The organism is Longimicrobium sp. (assembly GCA_036389135.1).
In the GTDB taxonomy this organism is placed as follows: domain Bacteria; phylum Gemmatimonadota; class Gemmatimonadetes; order Longimicrobiales; family Longimicrobiaceae; genus Longimicrobium.
Genome location: DASVQP010000085.1, coordinates 25,204 through 51,576, shown reverse-complemented (window position 1 = coordinate 51,576; position 26,373 = coordinate 25,204). Strand labels below are relative to the sequence as shown.

Below are 26,373 nucleotides of genomic sequence, written 5' to 3'. Positions count from 1 at the left end.
GGGAACGGAGGGGGAATGGGGAATCGGGAATGGGGAATGGTAAGATCCCATGCTGTTCCCATTCCCCATTCCCGATTCCCCATTCCCCTCTTTTTGGCTGTCGCGCTCGCGCTGGCCGCCTGCAAGGAGGAGGGCGGCGAGCTTCCCATCCTCAAGCGCATCCCGCTCCCCGAGCCGGTCTCCGCCACGGCCACGCTGGCGACCGACGACGCGGGGCGCGTGTGGGTGGGGGATGCCGGGCGGCTTACCGTGCTCGACACGCTGGGGCGAGTGACGGCGAGGATCCCCGTGCCCGGGGCGCCCGCGCGCGTGCTGCGGATGCGGGGCACCCGCATCTACGTCACCCGCGGGCCGCGCGACCTGGCGGTGGTGGACGCGGGCACGGGGCGCATCCTGGCGGAGCGGCGGGCGCGGCGGGCCGGGCCGGTGGTGATCGACCCGATGGCGCGCTGGGCGTTCACGACGGCGCGGTGGGGCGGGGTGCTGGGGCTGGACACGCTTCTCGTCACGCGCTGGGGTTGGCCGGAGGCGGGGTCGGAGGCGGGGGCGCTCGCCATCTCGCCGCTGGGCGACCGCGTGTACCTGGCGGTCAACGGCGACGACGACCGCTCGCCCGCCGTGCAGGTGCGCGATGCCTACAGCGGGCGCGTGCTGAGTGGATGGGAGCCCCCCGCCCCCGTCCGCGGCCTGGAGGCCGCCGCCGACGGGCGGCTTTACGGGTGGGACGACGACGGCGCATTCGCCCTCCGCCACACCACGGGCGGGCTGGCGGAGGTGTGGCGCGTATCGCTGGGAAGGGCGGGGCTGGAGCGGATCGACGCGCTGCGCGTGTCGCCGTCGGGGGGGCGCATCGCGGTGCTGGCACGTGGCGAGGGCGGGGGCGTGCGCGTGCTGGACACGGCGGACGGGCGCGTGGTGGCCCGCGAAGGCGAAGCGCCCCCGGACGCCGCGTGGGACGTCCGGGGGCGCCTGCTGGTGCTGATGACGCGCGAGGTGCGCGTCGTCCGCTGACCTAGTGGCCCGTGATGTCGTCGCCGTCGCCCACCTTGGCCTTGTGCGACATGATCCCCAGGATGAGGAACGGCATCAGGTTGTAGACCAGCACCACCGACGCGGCGCCGAACAGGACCCAGTTCCCGGTGATTGCCGCGTAGATCCACGCCACCGTTGCCGGGAGGGTGATCAGGAGCCCTCCGATCATTGCGATCTTCATCCTTCTATCTCCGGAAGCGTGTTTCGCCGGTGCTCGTGAGGTTCGGTCCCGCTGTGAGCCGGCGCCAAGCTACGCGCCCCCCGGCGCCCGGGCAAGATTGCGGGCAGCATGCGTGCCAGGGGAAGTGCGTGAGTGCGTTAGTGCGTGAGTGCGTTGGGACCGTGCGTCCGTCCTCCTGTCATCATGAGAGAGCCGCCCTCACCTGTGCCGGCACGTCCCACCGTACTCCTGCGGCGACCGAAGGATCTAGCCTGCGAGGCGAGGTCCTGCGCGTACCGGCGGGCCTCTTGAACGCGCAGTAGATCATTCGCTCCGCGCCACAGCCTGGAGGTAAGGCAAGGACGGCGAAGCGCGTCGCTCAGGATGACAAAAAGGGGGTCTGCGCCCGCGTCCGGCAAACGCGGGTAGGCAGCAGCCACGCCCCTGCCCATTTTCGCCGGCCCTTCGACTGCTTAGCCACGGTCGCGTTCAGCCGCCCGAGCCGCTGCGCAGCTCGGGGGCGAGCTCCGCGATCACGTCTCCGAGGGACGTCGTTCCTACTTCGCCACGCGCGACGGCTTCGTGTCGAGGAAGCGCAGCCAGTGCGAGCTCCCAGTTCTCGAGCTGATCGATCGTGTCGAGCATCGACTCGTACTGGCGGTAGCTCAGGTAAACCCCACGTGGCTCGTTGTCCACCTGCACCACCACGATCTCTCCCGCGTCAGCGCGCTCCATGAGTTCGCTGGTGCGGTGGCGGAGGTCCGTTACCGTAGCGATCATAGTGTTCTCCTGCACTCGATACGTGTTCGGCGGAGTAGAAGGTGGTGTTCCCGTAATGCATCGCGTAAGTCACCACGGCAAGGGGGGCGATGTTAGTGCGCTGTCATTCGCAGGCGCGAACGATTACTCTTGCAGGGCATCCTTCCGGCGGCGGCGCTGACCTTTCGGGGACGCGCCGGTGTAGGATTCCGCCGCACGCGCAGTTCGCATCCCCCCGTCCGACCCTCCCGATGCCGATACCGCAGGATCAGGCCCTCCAGGTGGCCCTCCGCCTCGCCCGCGGCCGTCCCATGTTAGAGCTCGTCGACCTCCTGCAGCCGACGCCCGCCGAGGTGAGGCCCGCGCCGCCGCGCGTTCCGGGGCTGCGCGACTGGAGCGGGGCGGCGCATCGCAAGCGGGTGGAGTTCGTGGCCGGGCTCGGCACCGAGATCCCGCACCTCACCGGCGAGGCCGAGCGCCCCGGCCCCTCCACGCTGCGTGGAAGCATCGAGAACTACATCGGGATGGTGCAGGTTCCCGTGGGTCTGGCGGGGCCGCTGCGGGTGAACGGGATCCACGCCCGCGGCGACTTCTACGTCCCCCTTGCCACCTCCGAGGGCGCGCTGGTGGCGAGCTACGACCGCGGCGCCAACCTGCTGACCGCGGCCGGCGGCGCCATCTGCCTGACGACGACGGAGCAGGTGCAGCGCGCGCCCGCCTTCGTCTTCGAGGCGCTGGCGCAGGCGGCGCATTTCGCCGCGTGGGCCACCGGGGAGTTCGAGGCGTTCCAGGAGGCGGTGAAGCGCACTTCGCGCCACGGCCGGCTGCTGGACGTGGCGACGCACATCGAGGGGAACCACGTCTACCTGATCTTCGCCTTCCACACGGGCGACGCGGCCGGGCAGAACATGGTGACGATGTGCACCGCCGCCCTCTGCGAGGAGATCCTCGCGCGCACGCCGGTGCAGCCGCGCTACTGGTTCCTGGAATCCAACATGTCCGGGGACAAGAAGGCGACGGCGCTCTCCTTCCTGCAGACGCGCGGGCGGAACGTGACGGCGGAGGCGCGAATTCCGCGCGCCCTGGTGGAGCAGGTGCTGCACACTACGCCGCAGCGGATGGCGGATTACTGGCGCGTCAGCTTCGTGGGAGGCGTGCGGACGGGCTCCATCGGCGTGAACGGGCACATCGCCAACGGGATCGCGGCGCTCTTCCTGGCGTGCGGGCAGGACGTGGCGTGCGTCAGCGAGGCGAGCGTCGGCGTCACACGGCTGGAGGTGACGGACGACGGCGACCTGTACGCGGCGGTCTCGCTTCCCAACCTGATCGTCGGCTCGGTGGGCGGCGGCACGCGGCTGCCGACGGCGCAGGAGTGTCTGCGCATCATGGACTGCCTGGGCGACGACCGCGCCGCCAAGCTGGCCGAAATCTGCGCCGCGCTCACGCTGGCCGGCGAGCTGTCGATCGTGGGCGCGCTCTGCTCCCACGAGTTCGCGCGGGCGCACGCGGCGCTGGGCCGCGCGGCGCCGCGATGAGCATGGCGGCTCCGTCCGGGCGCGCTCCGCTGGCGGCGCGGCTCTGGACGTACCAGCGCGAGCGCTTCCCCCTCGCCGTGTACCTGCCGCTGATCGGCATCTCCGCGGCGTGCGCGGCGATGTACTCGTCGGCGGCACGCGGGCGCCCCGAGCTCCCGGCGCTCCCCTTGCTGGCGGTCACCACGCTGACGGCGATCGGTTTCTTCTTCCTGCTCCGCGTGGCGGACGAGCACAAAGACGCGGAGCTCGACGTACGCGCGCGCCCCGAGCTCCCGGTGCCGCGCGGGCTGGTGACGCTGCGCGAGCTGCGGCGCGCGGGCGCCGTCGTGGCGCTCGCAGCCGTCGCGGCGAACGCGCTGGTGCTGCCGCGGTTGCTGTGGCTGCTCGCGCCCGCGGCGGTGTGGGCGGCGCTGATGGCGCGCGAGTTCTTTGTGCCGCGGTGGCTGCGGGCGCGCCCGCTGGCGTACCTGCTGAGCCACATGGTGGTGATGCCGCTCCTTTTTGCCTACCTCACCGCGGCGGACTGGCTCGCCTCCGGCGTCGCGCCGCCGCGCACGCTGGGTCTCTTCCTGGCGGTGGCGTTCCTCAACGGCCTGCTCGTGGAGATCGGCCGCAAGCTCCGCGCGCCCGCGGACGAGCGCCCCGGTGTGGAGACGTACACGGCGACCTGGGGGATTCGCGCCGCGGCCACCGGGTGGCTGTGCGTGCTCGCGCTCGCGGCCGTGCTCACCTGCCTCGCCGCGCGCCCGACCGGCGTCACTGTCGAGGTGGTGGTCAAGCTCGCGTTCTTTCTGCCGTTCGCCGCCTGGCCCGCCGCCGCCTTCCTGCGCGCCCCGACCACGGCACGTGCGAAGGCGATCGAGACGTTCGCAGGCTTGTGGACGATCTTCATCTACTTCCTGCTCGGCCTCATGCCGTTCCTGAAGCGCGGATGATCGATACCGTGCTCGCCCCCGCGTACGTCATCCCGCCGGGCGCGGTCCCGTCGCTGGACGAAGCCGGCGGCAAGGCGCGCAATCTGGCGCTGCTGCGCGACGCCGGCGCCGACGTGCCGCCCTGGATCGTGGTCGGGACGGCCGCGTTCCGCCGGATCGTGCTGGAAGGAGCGCCCGCCGACACCGGCGCGACCCGCGAGCGCATCCTCTCGCTCGACCTCCCCGCCGGCTTGCGCGCGGAGGTGCTCGCCGCCATGGACGCCGCCGGGCTGGGCGACGCGCTCCTCGCCGTGCGCTCCTCCGCCGTGGGCGAGGATGGAGCGTCGGCATCGTTCGCGGGCCAGTTCGACACGGTACTCGGCGTGCGCGGCGAGGATGCGCTGTGGGATGCGCTGCGCCGCGTGTGGGCGTCGGCGTTCAGCGCGCACGCGCTGGCGTACCAGGCGCAGCACGGGGGCTCGGCGGCGCCGCGCATGGCCGTCATCATCCAGGCGATGGTCGACGCCGAGGTCGCGGGCGTCGCCTTCTCGGTCGATCCGGTGCGCGGCGCGGCGGAAACGGCGGTGGTGAGCGCCGTCTACGGCCTGGGCGAGGGGCTGGTGAGCGGCGACCTGGATGCGGATACCTTTCGCGTGACCGGCGATGTGGTCGAGGCGGAGCTGGCGGACAAGGACCGCGCCTTTCGCCTGCGCCCCGATGGCGGCACCGATGTCCTCCCGGTGCCGGATTCAGATCGGAAGCGGCCTACGCTGACCGACGGCGAGGCGCGGCGGATCGCGGAGGCGGCGCGCTCGCTGGCGGGGAAGCTGGGCGGGCCGCAGGACCTGGAGTGGGCGCTCGCGGCGGGCGGCCGGAGGCTGTTCATCCTCCAGGCGCGCCCCATCACGACGCTCCCCACGGCACCCACTGGCGAGCGGCGGCTGTGGGACAACAGCAACATCGTGGAGAGCTACAGCGGGGTGACGACGCCGCTCACTTTCAGCTTCGCGCGCTCCGTATACGAGGAGGTGTACATCCAGTTCTGCCGCCTCCTGGGAGTGGACGAGCGGCTGATCGAGAAGAACCGCCTCGTCTTCGCCAACATGCTGGGGCTGGTGGGCGGGCGCGTGTACTACAACCTCCTCAACTGGTACCGCGCCCTCGCGCTCCTCCCCGGCTACACCGTCAACCGCGACTTCATGGAGCGGATGATGGGCGTGCGCGAAAAGCTCAGCGATCCGCCCCCCGTGCCGCAGGTCGCCGGGCGCGGCGAGGACGCCATGCGCACCGCGAAGATGGTGTGGCGCCTGATCCGTGCGCAGCGTGGCCTCAAACGCGAGGTGCCGCTCTTTCACGCGCGTGTCGATGCGGCGCTGGCCCCGCTCGCCGGCGTGGACCTGCGCACGTGGAGCGCGGACGACCTGGCGGCGCTCTACCGGGACCTCGAGGAGAAGCTGCTGCGGCACTGGCGCGCGCCGCTGGTGAACGACTTCTTTGCGATGATCTTCTTCGGCGTCCTCGTGCGCATCGTGGAGAAGTGGCTCCCCGACGCGCCGCCGACGCTCGCCAACGACCTGCTGTGCGGCGAGGGCGGGATCATCTCCACCGAGCCCGCGCGCCTGGTGCTGCAGATGGCCGAGCGCGTCGCGTCCGATCCCCCGCTCGCTGCGCTTTTCGAGGAAGAGACCGACGACGCGCGGCTCTGGGAGCGGCTCGCGGCGGCGCAGGAGCACGCCGGCTTCCACCAGGAGCTGCGCGCGTACGTGGAGCGCTTCGGCGACCGCTGCGCCAACGAGCTGAAGCTGGAAACGCTCACGCACGGCGACGATCCGTCGTTCCTGGTGCGCCTGATTCGCACGTACGCGCGGGGCGGGGCGGTGCGCCAGGGCGGGCGCGAGGGGGAGATCCGCGCGGCGGCCGAGGCGCTGGCCCGCTCGCGGCTGAGCGGGGTGCGCAGGCGCGTCTTCTTCTCCGTGCTCGCGCAGGCGCGCATGCGGGTTCGCGACCGCGAGAACCTGCGCTTCGAGCGGACGCGGGTGTTCGGAGCGGTGCGGCGCATCTTTCTGGCGATCGGCGCGCGGCTGGCGGAGGCGGGGCGGCTGGACACGCCGCGCGACGTGCTATACCTGCGCGTGGACGAGATCTTTTCGCACCTGGACGGCACCGGCGTGACGGCCGAGCTGCGTCCACTGGTCGCCCTGCGCCGCGCGGAGTTCGAGGCACACGAGCACGCCCCCGCGCCACCCGACCGCTTCGAAACGCGCGGCCCGCCCGCCGATTGCGCCACCGCGCGCGTGCTCCCGGCGGCGCACGAAGGTGCGCTCAAGGGGATCGGCTGCTCGCCGGGCATCGTGCGCGCGCCCGTGCGCATCGTCCGCGACCCCGCCCACGCGGGCGACCTGGCGGGCCACATCCTCGTCGCCGAGCGCACCGATCCGGGCTGGACGCTGATCTTTCCCGCCGTCGAGGGCGTGCTCGTGCAGCGCGGCTCCCTCCTCAGCCACTCCGCCATCGTGGCGCGCGAGCTGGCGCTCCCCTGCATCGTCGCCATCCCGGGCCTCATGGAGGTGCTGCGCGACGGCGAGGTGGTGGAGATGGACGGGACGGCGGGGACGCTGCGGAGGATTGACGTGGAGGGCGGATGATGGGGCGGCCGCGCCGTACGCGGCAGGCGGAGCGTCCAGGCGCCCGCGCGACGCGCGTCCTATGGGGCCCGCGCTGCCCGGGGGCTGGCGACTGAATCCGCCGGGAGGTACTCTTTGACGTGGACACTGGGCCCTGAACCGCATCCCTCCTCGCAGAAAGTGGGGAACCATGATCCGCCTGGCGCACGCCCTCGTCTGCGGGCTCCTTCTTCTCGCCGCTTGTCACCCACAACCCTCCCCTCCATCGCCGGAGCCGCTCGCTGCCCCGGCAAAAGTCGCGACTCCCATCGAGGTGGCTCTGCGCGCGATCGCTGGCGGTGGCGAGATCCCGGCCGACCTGGTGATACGCTACAGCGACATGCACGGCATGCACGGGGGCTCCACCATTTCGCTGAATGGCAGCGGCGCCCTTCAGAGCGAGCACGTAGACCGGGGTAGCCGAACCCGGCGAGCCGGCACGTTGAGCACCGATTCAGTTCGCGCGATCGTAGGGCTTCTGGTCGAGCTGGAGGCGTGGGAACAACGCACCCCACCGCGCCAACCGGTGCCGGACGAGAGCGCCGCAGGTCTCACGGTTCGCGCGGCGGGGCATGAGGCCAGGATCTGGGAGTGGTACAACGACATGGGCGCGAACGACCGTCTGTCGAGGGTTTTCGCGCGGCTGAGAACACATGCCGCGCGCTTCGCTGAGAACTGACCACGGATCGACGGGAGAGCGGGTGCCAGGCCGGCACCACACCTACGGACGTGTATGGGAGCGAAGAATGGGAAACGGCAAGTCCGGCGACAACCCGCCCGGGTACGATGGGAACGCCCCGTGGGTGCCTGCTCCGCCAAGGCTTCCGATCAGGGGCGAGTACCTCGTGGACGCGATCGCGAACGGCGAGCGCGTGATGCCTCTTTTCCTCGAAGAGATCGCGCGGCAGATCCTGTCGTTCGCGAGCCCCAGGGAGGTGGAGGAGCTCGCGCGTCTCCTCGAAACGTTGTACAACGAGCACCCTATCCGCCACGCTGCCGAACGTGTACGTCTCGTGAGGGAGTTCAGGGACCGCCTGCGCGCGCGGCGTGAAGGCGGCGGTGATATCAGCCCCGGTCAGTAAGCCCGCCCTTTCGCCAGGTACACGATTCCGAAATTCATTCGCTCCTGGAGTCAAAGTCCGGGATCCATGCCTTCGCGGTGCCAATGAGCGGCTCGATCGAAGAACGCGCGTCGTTCGGCTTCATCCGCTACGCGAGCGTGTGGGAGGATGCGGACGTGCTGTGCGATGCGCTGGCACCCACGGCGCGCGGCGGGCGGCTGCTGTCGATCGCGTCGGCGGGGGACAATGCGCTGGCGCTGCTCACGCTCGATCCCGCGGAGGTGGTGGCGGCGGACCTGAGCGCGCCGCAGCTCGCGTGCGTAGAGCTGCGGATGGCGGCTTTCAGGCGGCTGAAATACGCCGAGCTGCTAGCGTTCCTCGGCGTGGCGGAGAACGGACGGCGCGCGGAGACGTATCGCGGGCTGCGCGGCGAGCTTTCGGATGGGGCGCGCGCGTTCTGGGATGCGCAGCCGGAGATCGTGGCCGGCGGGATCATCCACGCGGGGCGGTTCGAGCGCTACCTGCGCACCTTTCGCACGCGCATCCTGCCGCTGGTGCACCCGCGGCGGCGCATCGAGCGGCTGAGGGAGCGCAGGACGCCCGCGCGGCAGGCCGCGTTCTACGCCCGCGAGTGGGACACGTGGCGCTGGCGGCTGCTCTTTCGCCTCTTCTTCAGCCGCGCGGTGATGGGGCGGATGGGGCGCGATCCCGCCTTCTTCACGCACGTCGAAGGCACGGTGGGCGACCGGCTGCTGGCGCGTACCCGCCGCGCGCTCACCGAGCTCCCGGCGCACTCCAATCCATACCTCGCCTACATCATGACGGGCAACTACCCGGCGGAGGCGCTCCCGCGCTACCTGCGGCCGGAGTGGTTCGCCGCGATCCGCGACCGGCTCGGCCGCGTGAGGCTCGTGCAGGGCGCCATCGAAACGGCGGGCGACGGACCCTTCGACGGCTACAACCTGTCCGACATCTTCGAGTACATGCCCCCCGCCGAGCACGAGCGCTGCTACGCCGCGCTGGTGGAGCGGGCGGCGCCGGGTGCGCGGCTCGTCTACTGGAACATGCTCGCCCCGCGGTCGCGGCCGGAGGCGCTCGCAGGGCGCGTGCACCCGCTGCGCGCGGAGGCGGACGTGCTGCACGCGCGTGACCTGGCGTGGTTCTACGGGGCGCTGCACGTGGACGAGGTGGCGTGAACGCGGCCTGGCTCCCTGCGTTCGGCACCATCGCGGGCGAGGCGGCGCGCGCGGCAATCGTGTCGGCGGCGCTCCTCGTGCTCTTCGTGGCGAGCGAGCTGTGGCGGCGCCGCTGGAACCCGCCCACGGAGTGGACGCGCAAGCTGGTGCACTTCGGCAGCGGCGTGGTGGCGGCGAGCTTCCCCTGGATGTTCGCGTCGCACTGGACGGTACTGGTGCTGGGGGCATCGTTCGCCGTCATCATCCTGGCGACGCGTCGGCTGGGGCTGCTGGGGAGCGTGCACGCGGTGGAGCGGCACTCCGAGGGCGGGCTGTACTATCCGGCCGCCATCTACCTCCTCTTCGCGCTGGGCGCCGGCCGGCCCATCTTCTACCTGATCTCGCTGCTGGTGCTGATGGTGTCCGACACCGTCGCCGCGCTGCTGGGGACGGAGTACGGGCGGCGGATTTACGCGGTGGAGCGCGACCATCGCAGCCTGGAGGGCTCGGGCGCCTTCCTCCTCTCCACCTTTTTCGCGGTCCACCTCCCGCTCCTCCTGCTGACGGATACGCCGCGCGCGGCCACCGTGCTCGTCGCGGCGCAGATCGCGCTCACGGTCACGATCCTGGAGGGGATCAGCGTGGGCGGGAGCGACAACCTGGTCACGCCGCTCGCCACCTACTTCATGCTCACCGGGATGACGAGGCTTCCCGCCGCGTTCCTGGCGGGGCAGCTCGCGGTGCAGCTCGTGGTGACGGTGCTGGTGCTGCTGCTGGCGTGGCGGTACCGCTTCGTCGCCATGAGCACGGCGATGGGGCTGGCGCTGGTGGTGTACGGCGCCTACGCCCTGGGCGGCGCGGAGTGGACGGTCGCGCCGGCGCTCGCGGTGCTGATCTTCGTCATCTTCTACGCAGTCGCGCGCCGCGTGGCGCCCGACGCGCCCTCCGGTTACCAGGTGCGCGGGCTGTTCTACGTCGCCATCGTGCCGACGATGCTCTTCTTCCTCGACTACGCCTTCGAGCACACCGTCGTCGCGCCGATCGAGGACCCGCTGTACGTGCCCTTCGTGGGCGCGGCGGCGGCGCAGTTGATGATCGTCTTCTTTGCGCACCTGCAGGACGTGCCTCGCCGCCGCCGGCGCCGCCTCTTCTGGCTGCGGGCGGGGAGCGCGCTGCTCGCGTTCCTGGTGGTTGTGCCCGCCGGGCTGGCGCTGAGCGCGACCGGCGCGACGATGTGGGGGCTGCTCTGCGCGGCGGCCGTCTGCGCGGTGTCGCTCGCGCTCTACTTCACCGTCGGCCGCCTTCCCGCGTGGCCCCGGGTGGCGCCCTGGGGCCTTCGCCTGCAGATGCTCAGCACCGCCGCCGCCACCGCGCTGATGGTGCCGGTGCACCTGTGGCGTATCGGCGCGGTATGATGCGGTGGATCGCTTGGATGGCCGCGCTGCTCCTCCTCGCCGCAAGCCCGGCGCGGGCGCAGGAGTCCGGGTGCATGGCGCGGCACCTGCGAGAGGCGGTGCGGCTGAACAAGGAGCGCATGCCGCTGTACTCGGAGCTCACGGGCGGCCGGTCGCGGGCGATCTCGCGGCGGCTGATCTGGGCGGAGAGGTTCTCGATGCCGGTGGCGTGGTACGTGGACTGGCGGGCGCGCAGATTCCAGCGGCTCGGCATCCCCGTGGTGTGCGCCGACTTCGAGCCGATGGACCGCACCCCCGCCTTTCGCCCGCGCATCGACGACCCTCCGCCCCTCTCCGCCTTCGCCCCCGCCGATCCCAGGCGAATCGTGCGGGCGGTGGAGCGCGCGTACCGTGCGGACGGGTTCGCGGGGGCGGGCGCGGTGCTGGAGGGCGAGATCGAGGCGGTCTCGCGCGTGCCGGGCTTCAACTGCATGACGCGGCACCTGCTGGAATCGGCGCTGCGCATCGCCAACGGCGCCCGGCGCTACGCCGCCGATGCGGAGGCGCGGGGTGTCCCCTCGCCGGCCCGGCTGTCGCGCGCCCTCCTCTCCATGCACCTCACCACCCTCGGCGAGGCCGCGCGTCTGGACCGCCGCGCCGCACCCCTCCAGGCCGAAGGCGTCCCCATCATCTGCCAGGACGTCCCGCCGATCCCGCCGGATGCGCCGGGGTTGGTGCCCGGGTCCCCCGGCGAGTGAACTCGCGGCTACAACAGCACAAAGTCCGCCTTCGCGGACTCGGGGAGGAGATCGGATCGGGCGGCGGGATACGCCCGTCCACACGGTACCTGTAGGGGCGCGATTAATCGCGCCCGCCCTCACCCGTTTCCGACCTCTGCGGGTCGCACCCATCTCGCAGGGGCCGCCCCACGTGGCTGCCCGTGGTCTGGACATGCACCGACCTTCGCCGCCGGCGCAATCCGCCACGTACGCAATCCAGGAGCGAATGAATTCGCCGCTGGAAAAACACGAAGTCCGCCTCCGCGGACTCCGGGTCCAATGCCGGTGTGCACGAGCCGGCTTCAGCCGCCTTCCCGTCGTTCCAGCCGGGGGCTTCAGCCCCCGGTGCTCGTTGCCCCGGCGCACCGCACCCTCCAAAACGCAGAGGCCGCGTCCCGGTGAACGGGGGACGCGGCCTCGGTGCCGTGCAGGGGGCGCGGCGCGCCGGGGTCGGGGCGCGGCTCGCGCGAGGGGCGGCGGCGGCGGGGTACGGGGTCCTCGAAGAGGCGCGGGTGGTCGTCGCGGAAGCCGAGGCGGATCAGCATCGCGCGGCTGATCCCGATCGTCTCCAGCTCCTCCAGCGTCCAGCCGCCCGCCAGGATCTCCGCGATCTGCGCGCGGAGCCACACGTCGTCCTGGCCGCCGGTCCCGTCGTTCCGTTGTAGCATCGGCCCCCTCCTCTCCGCACGTTTCCGCGCTCCCGTCCCATGCGTACACCTCGCCGCCGCGGCGAGTTGCACCGCCTCCCAACCGTACGACGAGCGCACCCGCCCGCGCGTCACGCCCGGATGCGCGGAGGGCCGCCCGCTTGTCCGCGGGCGGCCCTCCGGTCGTGCCGAACGATGGCGCGGCTACTTCACGATGGCATCCACCGAGCCCGAGGTCACCGGGTGGTAGCCGGGGCGGGCGCGGGCGTAGATGCTGCGCGCGAGCGACTGGCCCCACTCGCCCTGCGCCATCAGCTCGGCGAAGAGCGGGCGCACGAACTTGCGGCGGCCCTGGCTGGTCAGGAACTGCTCCAGCGCGGGGACGGCGGGCTGGTAGCGGTTCCGCACCGCCAGCTGCAGCCAGGCGAAGAGGATCTCGGAGTTCCCCTGCCGCGAAAGGCCAAACGCGCGGTCCAGGTCGGCGAGTTGGGCGGCGGTGAGCTGCTTGGGGAGGGCGCCCAGGAAGTGCTGCCACTCCTGCGTGGTCCATCCGCGCGTCTGCAGCTGCGCGGCGCCCGTGCCGCCCGCGAACGCCTGCGCCTGCGCCGCCACCAGCGCGAACGCGTTCGACTGCGGCACCACCGCGTTCCGCGGGATGCCGGGCTGGTACGCCCACCGCTCGATGTCGATGCGGCGCTCCAGCTCCGCATCGCCGCGGATCAGGTGGGCGCGCAGGTCGGCCAGGAAGCCGGCGGTGGTCATCGGCTTGAAGGCGTTGCGGTCGAAGTACGAGCGCAGGTAGGCATCCCAGCGCGCGCGCCCCACCGCCTGCTCGATCGTGCGCAGGAAGGCCGCGCCCTTTTCGTAGGCGATGTTGGTCATCCCCGCGTCCGGGTCGCGGCCCGAGAGGTCGAGGTGCAGGCGCGTGTCCGCTGCGGCGGGACCGCCGACCGCGGTGACCTCGTCCTGCAGCTCCCGCCATCCCAGGCTGGCCAGCATGGCGGCGCGCTCGGGGCCGTAGAGCGCTTCCATGATGCGGTTCTCGAAGTACGTGGTGAACCCCTCGTTGAGCCAGAAGTCGGCCCAGGTGGCGTTGGTCACCAGGTTGCCGGACCAGGAGTGCGCCAGCTCGTGCGCCACCAGCGACACCAGCGAGCGGTCGCCCGCCAAAATCGTCGGCGTGGCGAAGGTCAGCCGCGGGTTCTCCATCCCGCCGAAGGGGAAGGAGGGCGGCAGCACCAGCAGGTCGTAGCGCCCCCAGCGGTAGGGCCCGTACAGCCCCTCGGCCGCGGCCACCATCTTCTCCACGTCCGCCAGCTCGTTGGCGGAGCGCTCCAGCATCGATGGCTCCGTGTACACGCCCGTGCGCGGCCCCAGCGCGCGGAAGGCGAGGTCGCCCACCGCCAGCGCGATCAGGTACGGCGGCACCGGCGTTTCCAGGCGGAAGCGGAAGGCGCGCCCGCCCTCCGCCGCCTCGCCCTCAGGTGTCAGCATCTCGGCGCTCATCACCGCGCGCAGCTCGCTGGGCACCGTGATGCGGGCGGCGTAGGTCTGGCGGATCCCCGGGCTGTCCTGCGTGGGGATCCAGCTCCGCGTGAGGATCGCCTGCCCCTGTGAAAAGAGGTACGGGTGGCGCTTCCCCGCCGTCTGCGCGGGGGTGAGCCACTGGAGCGCGCCGGCCGTGGGCGAGGTCTGGTAGCGCACCACGATCCGCCGCGTCCCCTGCGGCAGCGTCACCTCCAGTGGGCGGCCGAGGATGGTGTCGGCGGCGCCCAGCGTCCACTGGAGCGGCGCGCCGGCGGCGTCGGTAACTCGCTGGATGGTGAGGTCCTTCGTGTCCAGCACGATCCGCCGTGCGCCGGGCGCGGCCTCCACGTCCAGCGCGGCGGTGCCGGCCAGCCGCTTCGCCGCGAAGTCCGCGCGCAGGTCGAGCTCCACGTTCGTCACCCGCGCCTCTTCCGGCCGGGCAAAGGAGTGGATGTCGCGCGCGTCGGCGGTCGTGGGCGCGGGTGCGGGCGGCGCAGGAGCGGTCTGGGGTGCTGGGTCGGCGGCGGGGGCGACCGCCGCGGGGGCGCAGGCCGCGAGCGCGCCGATGCAGGCGAGCGCGGCTCGGTTCATCAGGTGCATCCGTACGTCCGTCGTTCGAGAGTGTGCGCGGGCGCAACGCCATGCCGCCCTGTCGAGACGCGATTGTACACCGCAGCGCGCGCGGGGATGCGCCGCGGATGGAAAAAGCCCGGGGTGCCGCGTCTGCGGCACCCCGGGCGGGCTCGGATCAGCGGGCGCGCTTCCGTGCTTCGCGCTTCGCTTCCAGCTTGATGAGCTGCAGGCAGACGAGGTACACCACGCCGGTGATGGCGAGGAACACCCCGCCGCGCCAGAGTACTGCGAACATGGTCAGGTACGGTTCGGGTGGACGGTTTGCGCGCCCAATCTACGATGCCCGCGCGCCGCGTGCCAGAACTACGCGCGCCTATTCGCGAGGCCGTGTTGCGCCTGCCTTCACCACCGCACGGCGAGCCAGTCTTCACGCTCTTGCCGAAGCTCCGCCTGCTCGTCAGACGAGAGGGAATCCCAGGCTTTATTGAACATGCGGCGCATCTCCTCTACCTCTACTTCCGCCTCCGTGGGAAGACGAAGATTGACCTGCGGTTCGTCGTTCATGCCTCTCCTTTGGTTAAGCGTGCTGCAACGGGTCTAGCAACTGGGATACCATCCGGGTGAGCGATGCGGCGTCGTCCTCCCGTCTGGCGCGGGAATGGCCGGTCCGGAGGACAGAGCGCGATCGTCTGCCAAGTTACGGCGTCCCGGTTGTATACGTGCAACTCGTTGTGTTTTAACAAGATGGAATGCATTCGGCGCAATCAGCTTGGCGCGGTTTGGCCCTTGCCTTGTGGATGGATGGAAGAGGTGCCGGGCGACCCGTGGGAACCACGACCCGCATCTCGCTACCATCCAACGCAGCAGAGGTACTCATGATTCGCAAAGCAGCGCTGGCACTGTCGTCGCTCGCGATCGCGGGCCTTCTCGCCCTCAGCCCGAGCGGGGCGGAGGCTCAGAACATCATCACCTGCGAGTCCAGGGGGCACGACCGCGCCTACTGCGCCGCGGACACGCGCGGCGGCGTGCGCCTCGTTCGCCAGCTCAGCGAGTCGCGGTGCGAGAGCGGGCGAAGCTGGGGCACGGACAGGAGCGGGATCTGGGTGTCGCAGGGGTGCCGCGCGCAGTTCGCGGTCGGGACCACGTACGGAGGCGGGCAGTGGGGTGGCAGCGACCGCGGGGACGGCCGCTATGAAGGTCGCGACGGACGCTACGATGGCCGTGATGGACGCTACGATGACCGTGACAACCGCTATGACCCCCGCGCGCGCCGCGCGGTCGAGGAGCGGGCGGAGCGCGTCTGCCGGAGCGCGGTGGGCGAGCGGTTCCGCAACATCCGCCGCTCGGACGTGAGGGCCGACTACCGCGGCAGGGACCGCGCAGGCAACCTCGTCGTGCGCTGGGACGCCAACCGCGCCGACGGACGCTGCATCGTGAGCACCAGCGGCCGCGTCCTCGACATCCGCGTCGACCGGCGTCGATAGGAAGACCAGGACACGTTCGGAAAGGCCGTCCCGCACTACGCGGGGCGGCCTTTCGTCTTTCATGAAAACCCCGCGCTTGCCGGGAGCGCGCCGTTGCTTTATCTTTCCAGCCGGATGAACGGATAGATGAGCAACGCCACCCCCGCGATCTTCGATCGCATGTCGGCGCTGGCCGATACGACGCGCAGCCGCATCCTGCTCCTGCTGGAGCGGCACGAGCTGACGGTGGGGGAGGCGTGCGCGGTGCTCCAGCTTCCGCAATCCACCGTGAGCCGGCACCTCAAGCTGCTGGCCGACGACGGGTGGGTCAGCTCGCGCGCCGAGGGGACGAGCCGCCGCTACCGGATGGCCGCGGACGCGCTGGACCCCTCCGCACTCGGGCTCTGGCGGATGGTGCGGGACCAGGTGGCCACCCTCCCTGCCGCGGAGCACGACGCGGGGCGCCTGCGCAGCGTGCTCGCTCAGCGCACCACGACGTCGCGGGCCTTCTTCTCCACCTCCGCCGGCCAGTGGGACCGCCTGCGCGCCGAGCTCTTTGGCGAGCGCACGGACCTGGTGGGGCTCTTTGCCCTGCTGGCCGACGGGTGGACGGTGGGGGACCTGGGGTGCGGCACCGGGCGGCTGTCCGAGGCGCTGGCCCCGTTCGTGGAGCGGGTGGTGGCGGTGGATGCGTCCGCCGCGATGCTGGAGGCGGCGCGCGCGCGGCTGGCCCCCGCGGAGAACGTGGAGGTGCGCGCCGGCGAGCTGGAGTCGCTCCCGGTGGCGGACGGCGAGCTGGATGCGGCGGTCGCGTCGCTCGTCCTCCACTACCTGGCCGAGCCCGAGGCCGCGCTGGCCGAAGCCTTTCGCGCGCTGCGCCCCGGCGGCCGGCTGGCGGTGGTGGACATGATGCCGCACGACCGCGAGGAGTTCCGCCACACCATGGGGCACGTGTGGCAGGGCTTCGGCGCCGAGCAGATGGCGCGCTGGCTGGGCGCCGCGGGGTTCGAGTCGCCGCGCTACGTGCCGCTCCCCGCCGATCCGTCGGCAAAGGGGCCGTCGCTCTTCGCCGCGTCCGCGCGGAAGCCGGAATAGACGTGCAGCACCCGATCGACAACAACGTGCAGTTCGCCGTACCCACCAACCAGGAGAACACCGTGAGCGCAGTCGCCGAGATGGTCCACCCCTTCGCCGCCGCGCAGGAAGCCGGCCGCCCACCCTTCAAGGTCCGCGACCTCGCGCTGGCCGAGTTCGGGCGCAACGAGATCCGCCTGGCCGAGTTCGAGATGCCGGGGCTGATGGCGCTCCGCAAGGAGTACGAGGGGCAGAGCCCGCTGGCCGGCGCCAGGATCATGGGCTCGCTGCACATGACGGTGCAGACCGCCGTGCTCATCGAGACGCTGGTGGAGCTGGGCGCCGACGTGCGCTGGGTCTCCTGCAACATCTTCAGCACGCAGGACCACGCGGCCGCGGCCGTCGTCGTCGGCAAGAACGGGACGGTTGAGAACCCGCAGGGCGTGCCGGTCTTCGCCTGGAAGGGCGAGACGCTGGAGGAGTACTGGTGGTGCACCGAGGCCGCGCTGATGTGGCCCGACGGCAGCGGCCCCAACCTGATCCTAGACGACGGCGGCGACGCCACCCTGCTGGTGCACAAGGGCGTGGAGTACGAGAAGACGGGCGTGGTGCCCGGCTTCGACGAGGAGAACGAGGCGGAGGAGTGGGGCGTCATCCTGGGGCTCCTGCGCCAGGAGATCGCCAAGGACCCGCAGCGCTGGACGCGCGTGGCCGCCGACCTGCGCGGCGTGAGCGAGGAGACGACGACCGGTGTGCACCGCCTCTACCAGATGATGGAAGCGGGAGAGCTGCTCTTTCCGGCGATCAACGTCAACGACTCGGTCACCAAGAGCAAGTTCGACAACCTGTACGGCTGCCGCCACTCGCTCACCGACGGCATCCTGCGCGCGTCTGACGTGATGCTGGCCGGCAAGGTGGCGGTGATCTTTGGCTACGGCGACGTGGGCAAGGGGTGCGCGCAGGCGCTGCGCGGCCAGGGCGCCCGCGTCATCATCACCGAGATCGATCCCATCTGCGCGCTGCAGGCCGCGATGGAAGGGTACCAGGTGACGACGCTGGACGAGGTGGTGGCGACCGCGGACATCTTCATCACCGCCACGGGGAACAAGAACATCATCACCGTGGACGACATGGCGCGCATGAAGGACAAGGCCATCGTCGGCAACATCGGCCACTTCGACAACGAGATCGACATGGCCGGGCTCAAGAAGCGCGGCATCGAGCGGATCAACATCAAGCCGCAGTACGACGAGTACGTCTTTCCGGACGGGCACAGCGTGATGATGCTGGCCGAGGGGCGCCTGCTGAACCTGGGCTGCGCCACGGGCCACCCGAGCTTCGTGATGAGCGCCTCCTTCACCAACCAGGTGATGGCGCAGATCGAGCTTCACCAGAACTCGGGCAAGTACGAGCGCAAGGTGTACACGCTTCCCAAGGTGCTGGATGAAAAGGTGGCGCGCCTGCACCTGGACAAGCTGGGCGTGAAGCTCACCCAGCTCACCGAGAGCCAGGCCGCGTACATCGGCGTGCCGGTGGAGGGGCCGTACAAGCCGGAGCACTACCGCTACTAAGCGGCTCCGGACCGATGCACCACAAAGAGCGGGCGGCCAAAGTGGCCGCCCGCTCTGTCTTGTCGGTCTCACGCGAGGCGCGGAGACGCAGGGGAGAGAACTGCAACTGCATGGCTCACACAGAGACACAGAGCCACAGAGAGAACAGCAAAAGGGTTTCTCTGTGGCTTTCAGTTCCTTCTGTGGCCTCTGTGTGAGGCTTTTCTGTTGTTCTCTCCCTACGTCTCTGCGCCCATCCGCCGAGCCGCATCATGGATCAGGCAAGCGTTCCATTGACGGCGGTGTGGCGCGCCTGCTCGGCGTCCCGGCGCGGCGGCCGGCCAAAGAGCCGCGCGTACTCGCGGCTGAACTGCGAGGCGCTCGCGTACCCCACCTCATACGCCACCGAGTCGGCGCTCGGCGCCCCCGACAGCAGACGGCGGCGGGCCTCCTGCAGCCGCAGCCGCTTCTGGTACTGCAGCGGGCTCATCGCCGTCGTAGCCTTGAAGTGCTGGTGCAGCGCCGAAGGGCTCATGTGCACCCGCCTGGCGAGCGCCTCGATCTGCAGCGGCTCCGCGAAGTGCTCGTTGATCCACCCGATCGCGCCGGAGACCCGGCGAAGGCGCCCCTCCCCGATGGCCATCTGGGCGAGCCGCCCGAACTGTTCGCCCTGCAGCAGCCGGTACGCGATCTCGCGCAGCACGAGCGGGGTCAGCACGGCGGCGTCGTCCGGCGCGTCCAGCAACCGCACCAGCCGGAGGAATGCATCGAGCAGCGGAGCGGTGAGCGGGCTCACGTACAGCGCCCGCCCGTCGTGCGCGTCGGACGGCGCCGGCCTCCCCGACTCCACGATGAGCGCCGCGAGCTCGCGCGGGTCCACCGCCAGGGTCATGCAGAGGTAGGGCGCATCCGGGCTCGCCTCCAGGACGCTGCTCACCACCGGCAGCTCCACCGAGGCCGCGAGGTACCGCGACGGATCGTAGAGGTACGTGGCGTCGCCGAGGGTCACCTGTTTACGGCCCTGGACCACCACGTACACCGCGGCCTCCTGCATCGTGTGGGCCGGCTCCGTCGGGTGTGAGAACCGGTAGAGCTTGAGGCCAGGGATCGCCGTTGGATGCATGCCATCGGAGCCCGTCCGCCGCTCGAGCAACGCCACGAGCTCCCGGCGGAGCGTGTCCATCCGGATCTCCTCCGGCTCCCTTGCGAGTGGCGTGTCCGGCTCCCGGCTCTGCAACGTCATCGCCGCGGACTCCTGTTGGATGGACGACCTCTTCCAATGCCCGGACAGTACACCCGGACCGAGCCCGGTTCCAGCGGATTGGAGGATCAGGCAAGAATCATCCACGATCGGGCAGAGCCCCCGTGGACATCGAAGGCTACCTTTCTTGCCGTTGGACAGGCAACGGTGAAACCGTCGCCGCCAGATGCAGTCAGCTCGGATGAGCGCGACACCGACCGGGTGTCGACAACAGGGAGATCGCATGACTACCAAGAAGATATGGTTCATCACCGGCGCCGGCCGTGGCATGGGCGCCGACTTCGCCAGGGCGGCGCTGGCAGCGGGCGACGCGGTGGTGGCTGCTGGCCGGAGCCCGGACGCCGTGACGCAGGCGCTGGGAACTTCGGACGACTTGCTGGTCGTCCGCCTTGACGTCACCAGCCTCACCGAGGCCGAGGCGGCCGTGCAGGCCGCCGTCGAGCGGTTCGGCCGCATCGACGTCCTGGTCAACAACGCCGCCAGCTTCGAGGCGGGGTACTTCGAGGAAATGACGCCCCAACAGGTAGAGCGGCAGCTCGCCACGAGCCTCGTCGGGCCGATGAACGTCACCCGCGCCGTGCTGCCGGTGATGCGCCGCCAGGGTGCGGGGCACGTCATCACGATCTCGTCGACTGCGGGGCTCGCCTCCGGCGTCGAGTTCACTAGTGCGTACGCCGCGTCGAAGTTCGGCCTCGAAGGGTGGATGGAGGCGCTTCGCGTCGAGGTCGCACCCTTTGGCATCCACACGACCATCGTGAACCCGGGCTTCTTCCGCACGGAGCTCCTGTCGGAGCAGTCGACACGCTACGCCGAGCCGTCGATCGCGGATTACGACGCGCGCCGCGGGCCGCTGATCGCCGCGTGGAAGGGGACGCACGGGCAGCAGGCGGGCGACCCGGCGAAGCTGGCGCAGGCGCTCCTCACCATCGCGAGCCAGCAGCCGCCGCCACGCCGCTTCCTTGCCGGGGCCGATGCCATCAGCACCGCGGAGCAGAAGATCGCCGACCTGCAGGCGGACATCGAGTCCAACCGGCCGCTCTCGACGTCGCTGGCGTTTGGCGAGGAGGAGACCGCGGCATGAGCACCGATCAGAACAGCGGACGCGTCCCGGTCATCGCGGGGAGACCAGCCTGCTCGGCGCGATGACGGTCACGGCGGTCTTTCTGGACCAACTCTGATCGAGAGAAGACGAAGCGGGCGGCCCGGTGGCCGCCCGCTCTTTCATACCATCCGTCATACTGCAACTGCATGGCTCACACAGAGACACAGAGCCACAGAGAGAACCGCAAAAGGTTTTCTCTGTGGCTTTCAGTTCCTTCTGTGGCCTCTGTGTGACGCTTTTCTCTGTTGTTCTCGTCCTGCGTCTCTGTGCCTCTGCGTGAGACAAGCCGGTCAGAATGCACACCGGTTTCCTCTAAATGGTATCAGTGTCCACAGCCCAGCTTGGTAGATGCTGCGGAAGGTTCGTCGTGTCAGGGGATTCCACCACACGCGCCTCCGTCACTCCCGATACTGCGCCGCGTCGCTCGTGTTTACTATATAAGCACAATGTTCGCAAAGGCTTACTTGCAGCGGAGAGCGCCGGCGATGCATGCAAAGACGATCCTGGTCGTGGAAGATCACGCTCCCACCCGCGAGGCCTACGTCGCTTTCCTCGTGGAGTGCGGCTACCGCGTCATCGCGGCGGCGCATGGCGGCGAGGCGATCCTGCACGTGCACCGGTACCGTCCCGACCTGGTGCTGATGGACATCAACATGCCCGTGCTCGATGGAATCGAAACCGCCGAGTCGCTGCGGGCGCACGTGCCGGCCGCCGCGCTGCGCATCGTGGCGCTGACCGGCTGCGAGTCGCTGGTGAAGCGGGAGCGCATGCATGCGGTCTGCGACGACGTCCTGCAGAAGCCGTGCGCTCCGGAGCTGATCACGTCGCGCATCCAGTCGCTTCTGGGTGTGGCCGTTTGAACGCCTGCCCATCGAAGCGCGTCCTGCTGGTGGACGATCACGAGGACAGCCGGATCATCTACCGGACGGCCCTGCTGCACGCGGGGTTCTCCGTAGCCGAGTGCGGCGACGGGGAGAGCGCCGTTCGCTCCGCGCGCCAGCACAGCCCCGATCTGATCCTGATGGACCTGTCGCTTCCGGTGCTGGACGGCTGGGAAGCGACTCGCATCCTGAAGGCGGATGCGCGCACCCGGCACATCCCGATCGTGGCGCTCACCGCGAACGCGCTGCCCTCGGATCGCGCGCGCGCCGGTGGCCTGAGCTTCGACGGGTTCCTTACCAAGCCTGTAACCCCGCGCCGCGTGCTGAGCGAGATCGAGTCCCGGCTCGGCTCGATTTCGCACGAAGCACCCGCGCACCGCCAATAGCCGAGGGAGCGAGACCCAGCCATGGACGACACCGCAAGAGAGACCCGGTTTGAAGTCGCGCTCCCGCTGTCGCACGATCGCAGGGAGCGATTCGACCTGCGGCTGCAACAGGCGGAAGACTTCCTTCGCCAGTCGCTCCAGGAGCTCGACTCCCTGGAAGCCGGCGCGGGAGAGGGCGGCACGGCAAGGGCGGTGGTGGTCGACCTGCCGACGGACACGTGGGTCGCCACGTTCGAGCGGTCCTCCGAGCGCGAGGAGCGCGCCGCGGCCGGGGTGTCCCCGATCCTCGTCGTCGATTTGCAGGAGCGCTCGCGTGCGGCGCTGGGCGAGCTCCTGCGGACGAGCGGCTACCCGGTGCTGGAAGCGGGAAGCTCTTCCGACTTCCCGGCCGATGCGGAGCTCACCCCGCGGTTGATCGTCTTCGACCCGGGGCCGTACATGGACGCGGCGCTCCGCACGGTGGCGCGCATGCGGATCCAGCAGGCGGAGCCGGTGCCGGTGGTGCTTCTAACCGCGGCCGTCACCCCGGAGACGCGCAGCCAGGCGCTCGCCATCGGATGCGCCGAGGTGCTGCCGAAGCCGTGCGCGCCCGCGGAGCTGCTCTCCGTGATCGGACGCCTGCTGGGGCCGGCGCCGGTGCACGCGGAGTGATTCAGGGCCGCGCGGCGGCGCGCGGCCCGAGTGCCGCATTGCCCAGAGTGTCGCCATCCGCTATCTTGTTGGAAAGGCGCAGCTTGCGCCCCCTTCGCTTTCTTCTTCGGGACCACCGAACTTCTTCCAAGGGGAGCCCCCTCCCCGGCGATCCGGTTCTCTGACCTCGCAAGCCGGCAGAGGTCGCTCCCCGCCCTCGTTTCGAGGGGACATGAACCAGCCCGCTCCCACCTTTGAGCAGTTCGCGGCGAACCGGCTCGTCGCCGACCGCAACCTGATCACGCGGGACTGGGTCGACACGCTGTCCGCGCAGCTCGACCTGGACCCGCGCCGCGTTCTGCCTCACAACGACCTGCTGGACCACATCCCCGTCGTCCTGGCCAGGGCGGCGGATTTCCTGCTCGTGCCAGACCAGGAGAAGCTCACCGCCGAGAAGGTGGTGACCGACGAGATGCGGGACATCGCCAATCTGCGGCGGGGGCAGGGGTTCGACGTGCAGGAGATCATCCGCGAGTTCGACGAGCTGGCGCGGCTGCTGGATGCCGCCGCGCTCCGCTGGCTGGACGACTACCCGGGCGTGCCGGACGTCAAGGGTGTGGGGCGGGTCTTCGGGCGGCTGAACCGCGTGCCGCTGCTGATGGGGCAGATCACCGTGGGAACCATCGAGGAGGAGCGCACCTCTCTCCTGCGGCAGCTCGCCATCGCGGAGGAGGAAGAGCGCCTCCGCCTGTCGCGCGAGCTCCACGACCAGATGGGGCAGCTGGTGACGGCGCTGCTGCTGGGGCTGCGCGGCCTCCAGCACGAGTCCACCTCCGCGGAGCAGTCCGAGCGGATCGTGGAGCTGGAGAAGCTGGCGGACCGCATCGCGCGCGAGGTGCAGCAGCTCGCCCTCGACCTGCGCCCGCCGGCGCTGGACACGCTGGGGCTTCCGGCGGCGCTGGAGAGCCTGCTGCACGAATGGTCGGCGCGGAACGGCGTCGAGGCGGATCTGCAGAGCATCGGGATCGCCGGCGAGCGGTTCCCCGCCGAGGTCGAGACCATGCTCTACCGCGTGGCGCAGGAGGGTCTCACCAACGTGTCGAAGCACGCCCGGGCCTCGCGCGTGAGCCTGGTGCTCGAGCGCCGGGGCGAAAACCTCTCCATCATCATGGAAGACGACGGAGTCGGGTTCGACCCGGAGGCGGTTCTCACCTCTCCAGACAAGGCGCGGCGGCTGGGTCTGCGCGGGATGCGCGAGCGCGTGGCGCGGCTGGGCGGGACGCTGGAGATCGAGTCGTCGCCGGGCGCGGGCACCTGCCTCTTCATCCGCGCGCGCGTCCCGGCCGGCGAGGCCGCGCCGGGCGCCGGCCCCGCGCGATGAGCGCGGTGCGCATCGTACTGGCCGACGACCACGAGGTGGTGCGCGCCGGGATGAAGGCGATGCTGGAGGCGAGCCGCGGCATCGAGATCGTGGGCGAGGCGCGCAATGGCGAGGAGGCGATCGCGCGGGCACGGGAGCTGAAGCCGGACGTGGTGGTGATGGACCTCTCGATGCCCGTGCTGGGCGGCGCCGAGGCCACCACGCGCCTCTCCCGCGAGCTTCCGGAGGTGAAGGTGCTGGTGCTGACCTCCTTTGACGACCGCGGCCACCTGACGCGGCTCCTGGATGCCGGGGCGGCGGGATACGTGCTGAAGCGCGCCGCCGCCGACGAGCTCGTCCGCGCCATCCGCATGGTGGCCGAAGGCGGTACCTACGTGGACCCCGGCCTGGCCGGCAACCTCCTGCGCGGCTCGCGCCGCGCTTCGGATTCGTTCACCTTCCCCTCCGCCGCGCTGAGCGAGCGCGAGGAGGCGGTTCTGCGGGCGATCGCCTGGGGGCAGAGCAACAAGGAGATCGCCGCCACCCTGGAGATCAGCACCAAGACGGTGGAGACCTACAAGGCGCGCATCACCGAGAAGCTCGGGCTGCGCACCCGCACCGAGATGGTACGGTACGCGCTCAGCCGCGGATGGCTCGCGGAGAGCTGACCGAGAGTTCCTGGAGACAGAGCGGGCGGCCAGGTGGCCGCCCGCTCCGTGAACTGCAACCGCATGGCTCACACAGAGACACAGAGACACAGAGACATAGAGACACAGAGACACAGAGAGAACAGCAAAAGGGTTTCTGTGGCTTGCAGTTCTCTCTGTGGCCTCTGTGTGAGGCTTTTCTCTGTCGTTCTCTCGCTGCGCCTCTGCGTGAGACCATTTCCCCGTCCAGCTCCGCTACGCTCAGCGGTGCGCGTGGAGGAGGGCGAGGAGCTGCGAGAGCGGGGAGTCGGGGTCGTCCTCGGCCTCGGCTTCCGCATCGGCGGCGACGGCGGCGGCGATCTTATGGCGCGCCTTCCAGACTTCGCAGCGGCATCCGGGCGCAATGCTGAGGACGTGCTCGTCCCTGCCATCCCCGATGTACTCCGCGGTCGCCTGCGCTACCGCGCGGACGAGGGTGCGGATCAGCTGGACGTCGGCATCCGGACCTCGAGCCGGCAGCTCCATCCATCCTGCAGAATTGTTCCCGTTCATCGGGGTGCCTCGGGGAGCGGTGGGGGGACCGGCGGGGCGCGGAAAGGCACGCTCACATTCTACAACCGGACCGGGCCCGCCGGATCTCATTCCGTTTCTCGCGAGTCGGTATGCATCGGAGGAAATGTTCTCACGCAGAGACGCAGGGGAGAACTGCAACTGCATGGCTCACACGGAGACCCAGAGCCACAGAGAGAACAGCAAAAAGGTTTTCTCTGTGGCTCGCAGTTCTCTCTGTGCCCTCTGTGTGAGGCTTTTCTCTGTCGTTCTCTCCCTGCGTCTCTGCGCCTCTGCGAGAATGCACACCGGTTTCCTCTCCGAACGACGAGCGCCCCGGCTCACTGCGAGCCGGGGCGCTTTTCCTGGATGAAACGGAGCTCTCCGCTACTTCGTCCAGCCGGCGCCGTCGTACAGGAAGGGGAGACGAACGACGCGAGCGGCGGAGCCGGCCATGACCACGCACATCAGGTGCACCAGGAGGGCGGGGAGCCCCACCATCCAGTAGCAGCCGGCGACCACGAGGAACCAGGCGATGCCGATCACCACCCGCCCCTTGTACACCTGCCCCGCTCCGGGGACGACGAGGCTCATCAGCGCGGCGGTCTTGTGCAGGTGCCTGCGCCGCACGAACCAGCGGCGCGGGTGGCGGCTCGTGGAGCGCTTCTCGATGCGGTACTCCGGCGCCGCGGCGATCCGCCGCTGGCACGCTTCACACCAGCCCGCCACGCCGGCACAGCCGCACCGGGAGCACAGATTCGTCGCCATGATGATCCTTTGGGGAGGGGAGGTGGGGCCGCTACGAGCGGGAAGGTGGCAGGGCTGCGACGCGGGTCACGGCGCGGCTTCGGAGACGGGCGGGGCGCCGCTGCCGGACAGGAGCGTCTCGATCTTGACGAGCAGGCGCGGCAGGTCGATCGGCTTGGTGTCGTAGTCGTCGCAGCCGGCTTCCAGCGCCTTGGCCCGATCGCGGGACATGGCGTGCGCGGTGAGGGCGATCACCGGGACGTGGCGGGTGGCCGCGTCCCCCTTCAGCCGGCGCGTCGCCTCCCACCCATCGAGCACCGGGAGGCTCATGTCCATCAGCACAAGGTCGGGCGCGTGCGACCTGGCCATCTCCACTCCGGCGGCGCCGTCCAGCGCCAGGAGCACCTGAAATCCTTTCCGCTCCAGCCGCCGCGACAGCATGTCGCGGTTCATCTCGTTGTCTTCCACCAGCAGGATCTTGGGCATATCGTCACTGAAGAGGGC

Annotated in this window: 27 protein-coding genes; 18 read left to right on the top strand and 9 right to left on the bottom strand. The window is 70.3% G+C overall.

What is annotated here, in order from left to right; all coding sequences use genetic code 11:
• The first annotated feature begins 93 nt into the window (after positions 1–93).
• On the top strand, positions 94–1,011 hold the full coding sequence (locus VF584_19460; GenBank protein ID HEX8212362.1) for a hypothetical protein: 918 nt from the start codon (positions 94–96) through the stop codon (positions 1,009–1,011).
• Position 1,012: 1 nt separating this feature from the next.
• On the opposite strand, the gene VF584_19455 is transcribed toward VF584_19460, so the two are convergent.
• Positions 1,013–1,213 carry a hypothetical protein gene (locus tag VF584_19455; protein ID HEX8212361.1) on the bottom strand — a complete coding sequence of 67 codons (201 nt, stop codon included), beginning with the start codon at positions 1,211–1,213 and terminating at the stop codon, positions 1,013–1,015.
• A gap of 468 nt (positions 1,214–1,681) precedes the next feature.
• Positions 1,682–1,972: a type II toxin-antitoxin system Phd/YefM family antitoxin gene (locus VF584_19450; protein ID HEX8212360.1), complete on the bottom strand. Its 291-nt coding sequence runs from the start codon at positions 1,970–1,972 to the stop codon at positions 1,682–1,684.
• A 230-nt stretch (positions 1,973–2,202) separates the two neighbouring features.
• Between VF584_19450 and VF584_19445 the strand changes: the two genes are divergently transcribed.
• The 8 genes from VF584_19445 to VF584_19410 all read left to right on the top strand — a co-directional run bounded on the left by VF584_19445 (position 2,203) and on the right by VF584_19410 (position 11,451).
• Entirely contained in the window at positions 2,203–3,486 is a 1,284-nt protein-coding gene (locus VF584_19445) for a hydroxymethylglutaryl-CoA reductase (GenBank protein ID HEX8212359.1), read from the top strand.
• A 2-nt stretch (positions 3,487–3,488) separates the two neighbouring features.
• A complete protein-coding gene (locus VF584_19440; protein ID HEX8212358.1) occupies positions 3,489–4,421 on the top strand; it encodes a hypothetical protein in 933 nt (310 codons plus the stop codon).
• Positions 4,418–7,045: a PEP/pyruvate-binding domain-containing protein gene (locus tag VF584_19435; GenBank protein ID HEX8212357.1), complete on the top strand. Its 2,628-nt coding sequence runs from the start codon at positions 4,418–4,420 to the stop codon at positions 7,043–7,045. The genes VF584_19440 and VF584_19435 overlap by 4 nt, the downstream gene beginning before the upstream one ends.
• A gap of 169 nt (positions 7,046–7,214) precedes the next feature.
• The gene (locus tag VF584_19430) at positions 7,215–7,742 is read left to right on the top strand and encodes a hypothetical protein (GenBank protein ID HEX8212356.1); all 528 of its coding nucleotides are present in this window, start codon (positions 7,215–7,217) and stop codon (positions 7,740–7,742) included.
• 67 nt (positions 7,743–7,809) lie between these two features.
• Positions 7,810–8,145 (top strand): hypothetical protein, encoded by a 336-nt coding sequence (locus VF584_19425; protein ID HEX8212355.1) that lies wholly within the window; start codon positions 7,810–7,812, stop codon positions 8,143–8,145.
• Between the two features lie 83 nt (positions 8,146–8,228).
• The gene (locus tag VF584_19420) at positions 8,229–9,320 is read left to right on the top strand and encodes a DUF3419 family protein (GenBank protein ID HEX8212354.1); all 1,092 of its coding nucleotides are present in this window, start codon (positions 8,229–8,231) and stop codon (positions 9,318–9,320) included.
• Positions 9,317–10,714 carry a hypothetical protein gene (locus tag VF584_19415; protein ID HEX8212353.1) on the top strand — a complete coding sequence of 466 codons (1,398 nt, stop codon included), beginning with the start codon at positions 9,317–9,319 and terminating at the stop codon, positions 10,712–10,714. Before VF584_19420 ends, VF584_19415 begins: the two co-directional genes overlap by 4 nt.
• Before the next feature lie 17 nt (positions 10,715–10,731).
• Positions 10,732–11,451, top strand: coding sequence for a hypothetical protein (locus tag VF584_19410; GenBank protein HEX8212352.1), 720 nt, complete (start codon positions 10,732–10,734; stop codon positions 11,449–11,451).
• Between the two features lie 356 nt (positions 11,452–11,807).
• Here the strand turns inward: VF584_19410 and VF584_19405 are convergent, their stop codons facing one another.
• From VF584_19405 to VF584_19395, 3 genes are all read right to left on the bottom strand, one after another.
• Entirely contained in the window at positions 11,808–12,140 is a 333-nt protein-coding gene (locus tag VF584_19405; protein HEX8212351.1) for a hypothetical protein, read from the bottom strand.
• A gap of 183 nt (positions 12,141–12,323) precedes the next feature.
• Entirely contained in the window at positions 12,324–14,237 is a 1,914-nt protein-coding gene (locus VF584_19400; GenBank protein HEX8212350.1) for a M1 family metallopeptidase, read from the bottom strand.
• 384 nt (positions 14,238–14,621) lie between these two features.
• Positions 14,622–14,783, bottom strand: coding sequence for a hypothetical protein (locus tag VF584_19395; GenBank protein HEX8212349.1), 162 nt, complete (start codon positions 14,781–14,783; stop codon positions 14,622–14,624).
• Between the two features lie 311 nt (positions 14,784–15,094).
• On the opposite strand from VF584_19395, the gene VF584_19390 reads away from it, so the two are divergent.
• The 3 genes from VF584_19390 to ahcY all read left to right on the top strand — a co-directional run bounded on the left by VF584_19390 (position 15,095) and on the right by ahcY (position 18,327).
• Positions 15,095–15,703 (top strand): DUF3011 domain-containing protein, encoded by a 609-nt coding sequence (locus tag VF584_19390; protein ID HEX8212348.1) that lies wholly within the window; start codon positions 15,095–15,097, stop codon positions 15,701–15,703.
• A gap of 126 nt (positions 15,704–15,829) precedes the next feature.
• A complete protein-coding gene (locus tag VF584_19385; GenBank protein HEX8212347.1) occupies positions 15,830–16,777 on the top strand; it encodes a metalloregulator ArsR/SmtB family transcription factor in 948 nt (315 codons plus the stop codon).
• A 2-nt stretch (positions 16,778–16,779) separates the two neighbouring features.
• On the top strand, positions 16,780–18,327 hold the full coding sequence (ahcY, locus tag VF584_19380) for an adenosylhomocysteinase (GenBank protein ID HEX8212346.1): 1,548 nt from the start codon (positions 16,780–16,782) through the stop codon (positions 18,325–18,327).
• 256 nt (positions 18,328–18,583) lie between these two features.
• On the opposite strand, the gene VF584_19375 is transcribed toward ahcY, so the two are convergent.
• Positions 18,584–19,549 (bottom strand): AraC family transcriptional regulator, encoded by a 966-nt coding sequence (locus VF584_19375; GenBank protein ID HEX8212345.1) that lies wholly within the window; start codon positions 19,547–19,549, stop codon positions 18,584–18,586.
• 241 nt (positions 19,550–19,790) lie between these two features.
• Between VF584_19375 and VF584_19370 the strand changes: the two genes are divergently transcribed.
• From VF584_19370 to VF584_19345, 6 genes are all read left to right on the top strand, one after another.
• Positions 19,791–20,648, top strand: coding sequence for an SDR family NAD(P)-dependent oxidoreductase (locus VF584_19370; protein HEX8212344.1), 858 nt, complete (start codon positions 19,791–19,793; stop codon positions 20,646–20,648).
• Between the two features lie 506 nt (positions 20,649–21,154).
• Positions 21,155–21,529 (top strand): response regulator, encoded by a 375-nt coding sequence (locus tag VF584_19365; GenBank protein ID HEX8212343.1) that lies wholly within the window; start codon positions 21,155–21,157, stop codon positions 21,527–21,529.
• A gap of 29 nt (positions 21,530–21,558) precedes the next feature.
• On the top strand, positions 21,559–21,936 hold the full coding sequence (locus tag VF584_19360) for a response regulator (protein ID HEX8212342.1): 378 nt from the start codon (positions 21,559–21,561) through the stop codon (positions 21,934–21,936).
• Positions 21,937–21,957: 21 nt separating this feature from the next.
• Positions 21,958–22,587: a response regulator gene (locus VF584_19355; protein ID HEX8212341.1), complete on the top strand. Its 630-nt coding sequence runs from the start codon at positions 21,958–21,960 to the stop codon at positions 22,585–22,587.
• A 211-nt stretch (positions 22,588–22,798) separates the two neighbouring features.
• Entirely contained in the window at positions 22,799–23,947 is a 1,149-nt protein-coding gene (locus VF584_19350; GenBank protein HEX8212340.1) for a sensor histidine kinase, read from the top strand.
• Positions 23,944–24,594 carry a response regulator transcription factor gene (locus tag VF584_19345; GenBank protein ID HEX8212339.1) on the top strand — a complete coding sequence of 217 codons (651 nt, stop codon included), beginning with the start codon at positions 23,944–23,946 and terminating at the stop codon, positions 24,592–24,594. Before VF584_19350 ends, VF584_19345 begins: the two co-directional genes overlap by 4 nt.
• 240 nt (positions 24,595–24,834) lie before the next feature.
• Here VF584_19345 and VF584_19340 read toward each other — a convergent pair whose 3' ends face one another.
• The 3 genes from VF584_19340 to VF584_19330 all read right to left on the bottom strand — a co-directional run bounded on the left by VF584_19340 (position 24,835) and on the right by VF584_19330 (position 26,355).
• Entirely contained in the window at positions 24,835–25,098 is a 264-nt protein-coding gene (locus VF584_19340) for a hypothetical protein (GenBank protein ID HEX8212338.1), read from the bottom strand.
• 411 nt (positions 25,099–25,509) lie between these two features.
• The gene (locus VF584_19335; GenBank protein HEX8212337.1) at positions 25,510–25,890 is read right to left on the bottom strand and encodes a hypothetical protein; all 381 of its coding nucleotides are present in this window, start codon (positions 25,888–25,890) and stop codon (positions 25,510–25,512) included.
• 66 nt (positions 25,891–25,956) lie between these two features.
• Positions 25,957–26,355: a response regulator gene (locus VF584_19330; GenBank protein ID HEX8212336.1), complete on the bottom strand. Its 399-nt coding sequence runs from the start codon at positions 26,353–26,355 to the stop codon at positions 25,957–25,959.
• Positions 26,356–26,373 lie beyond the last annotated feature (18 nt).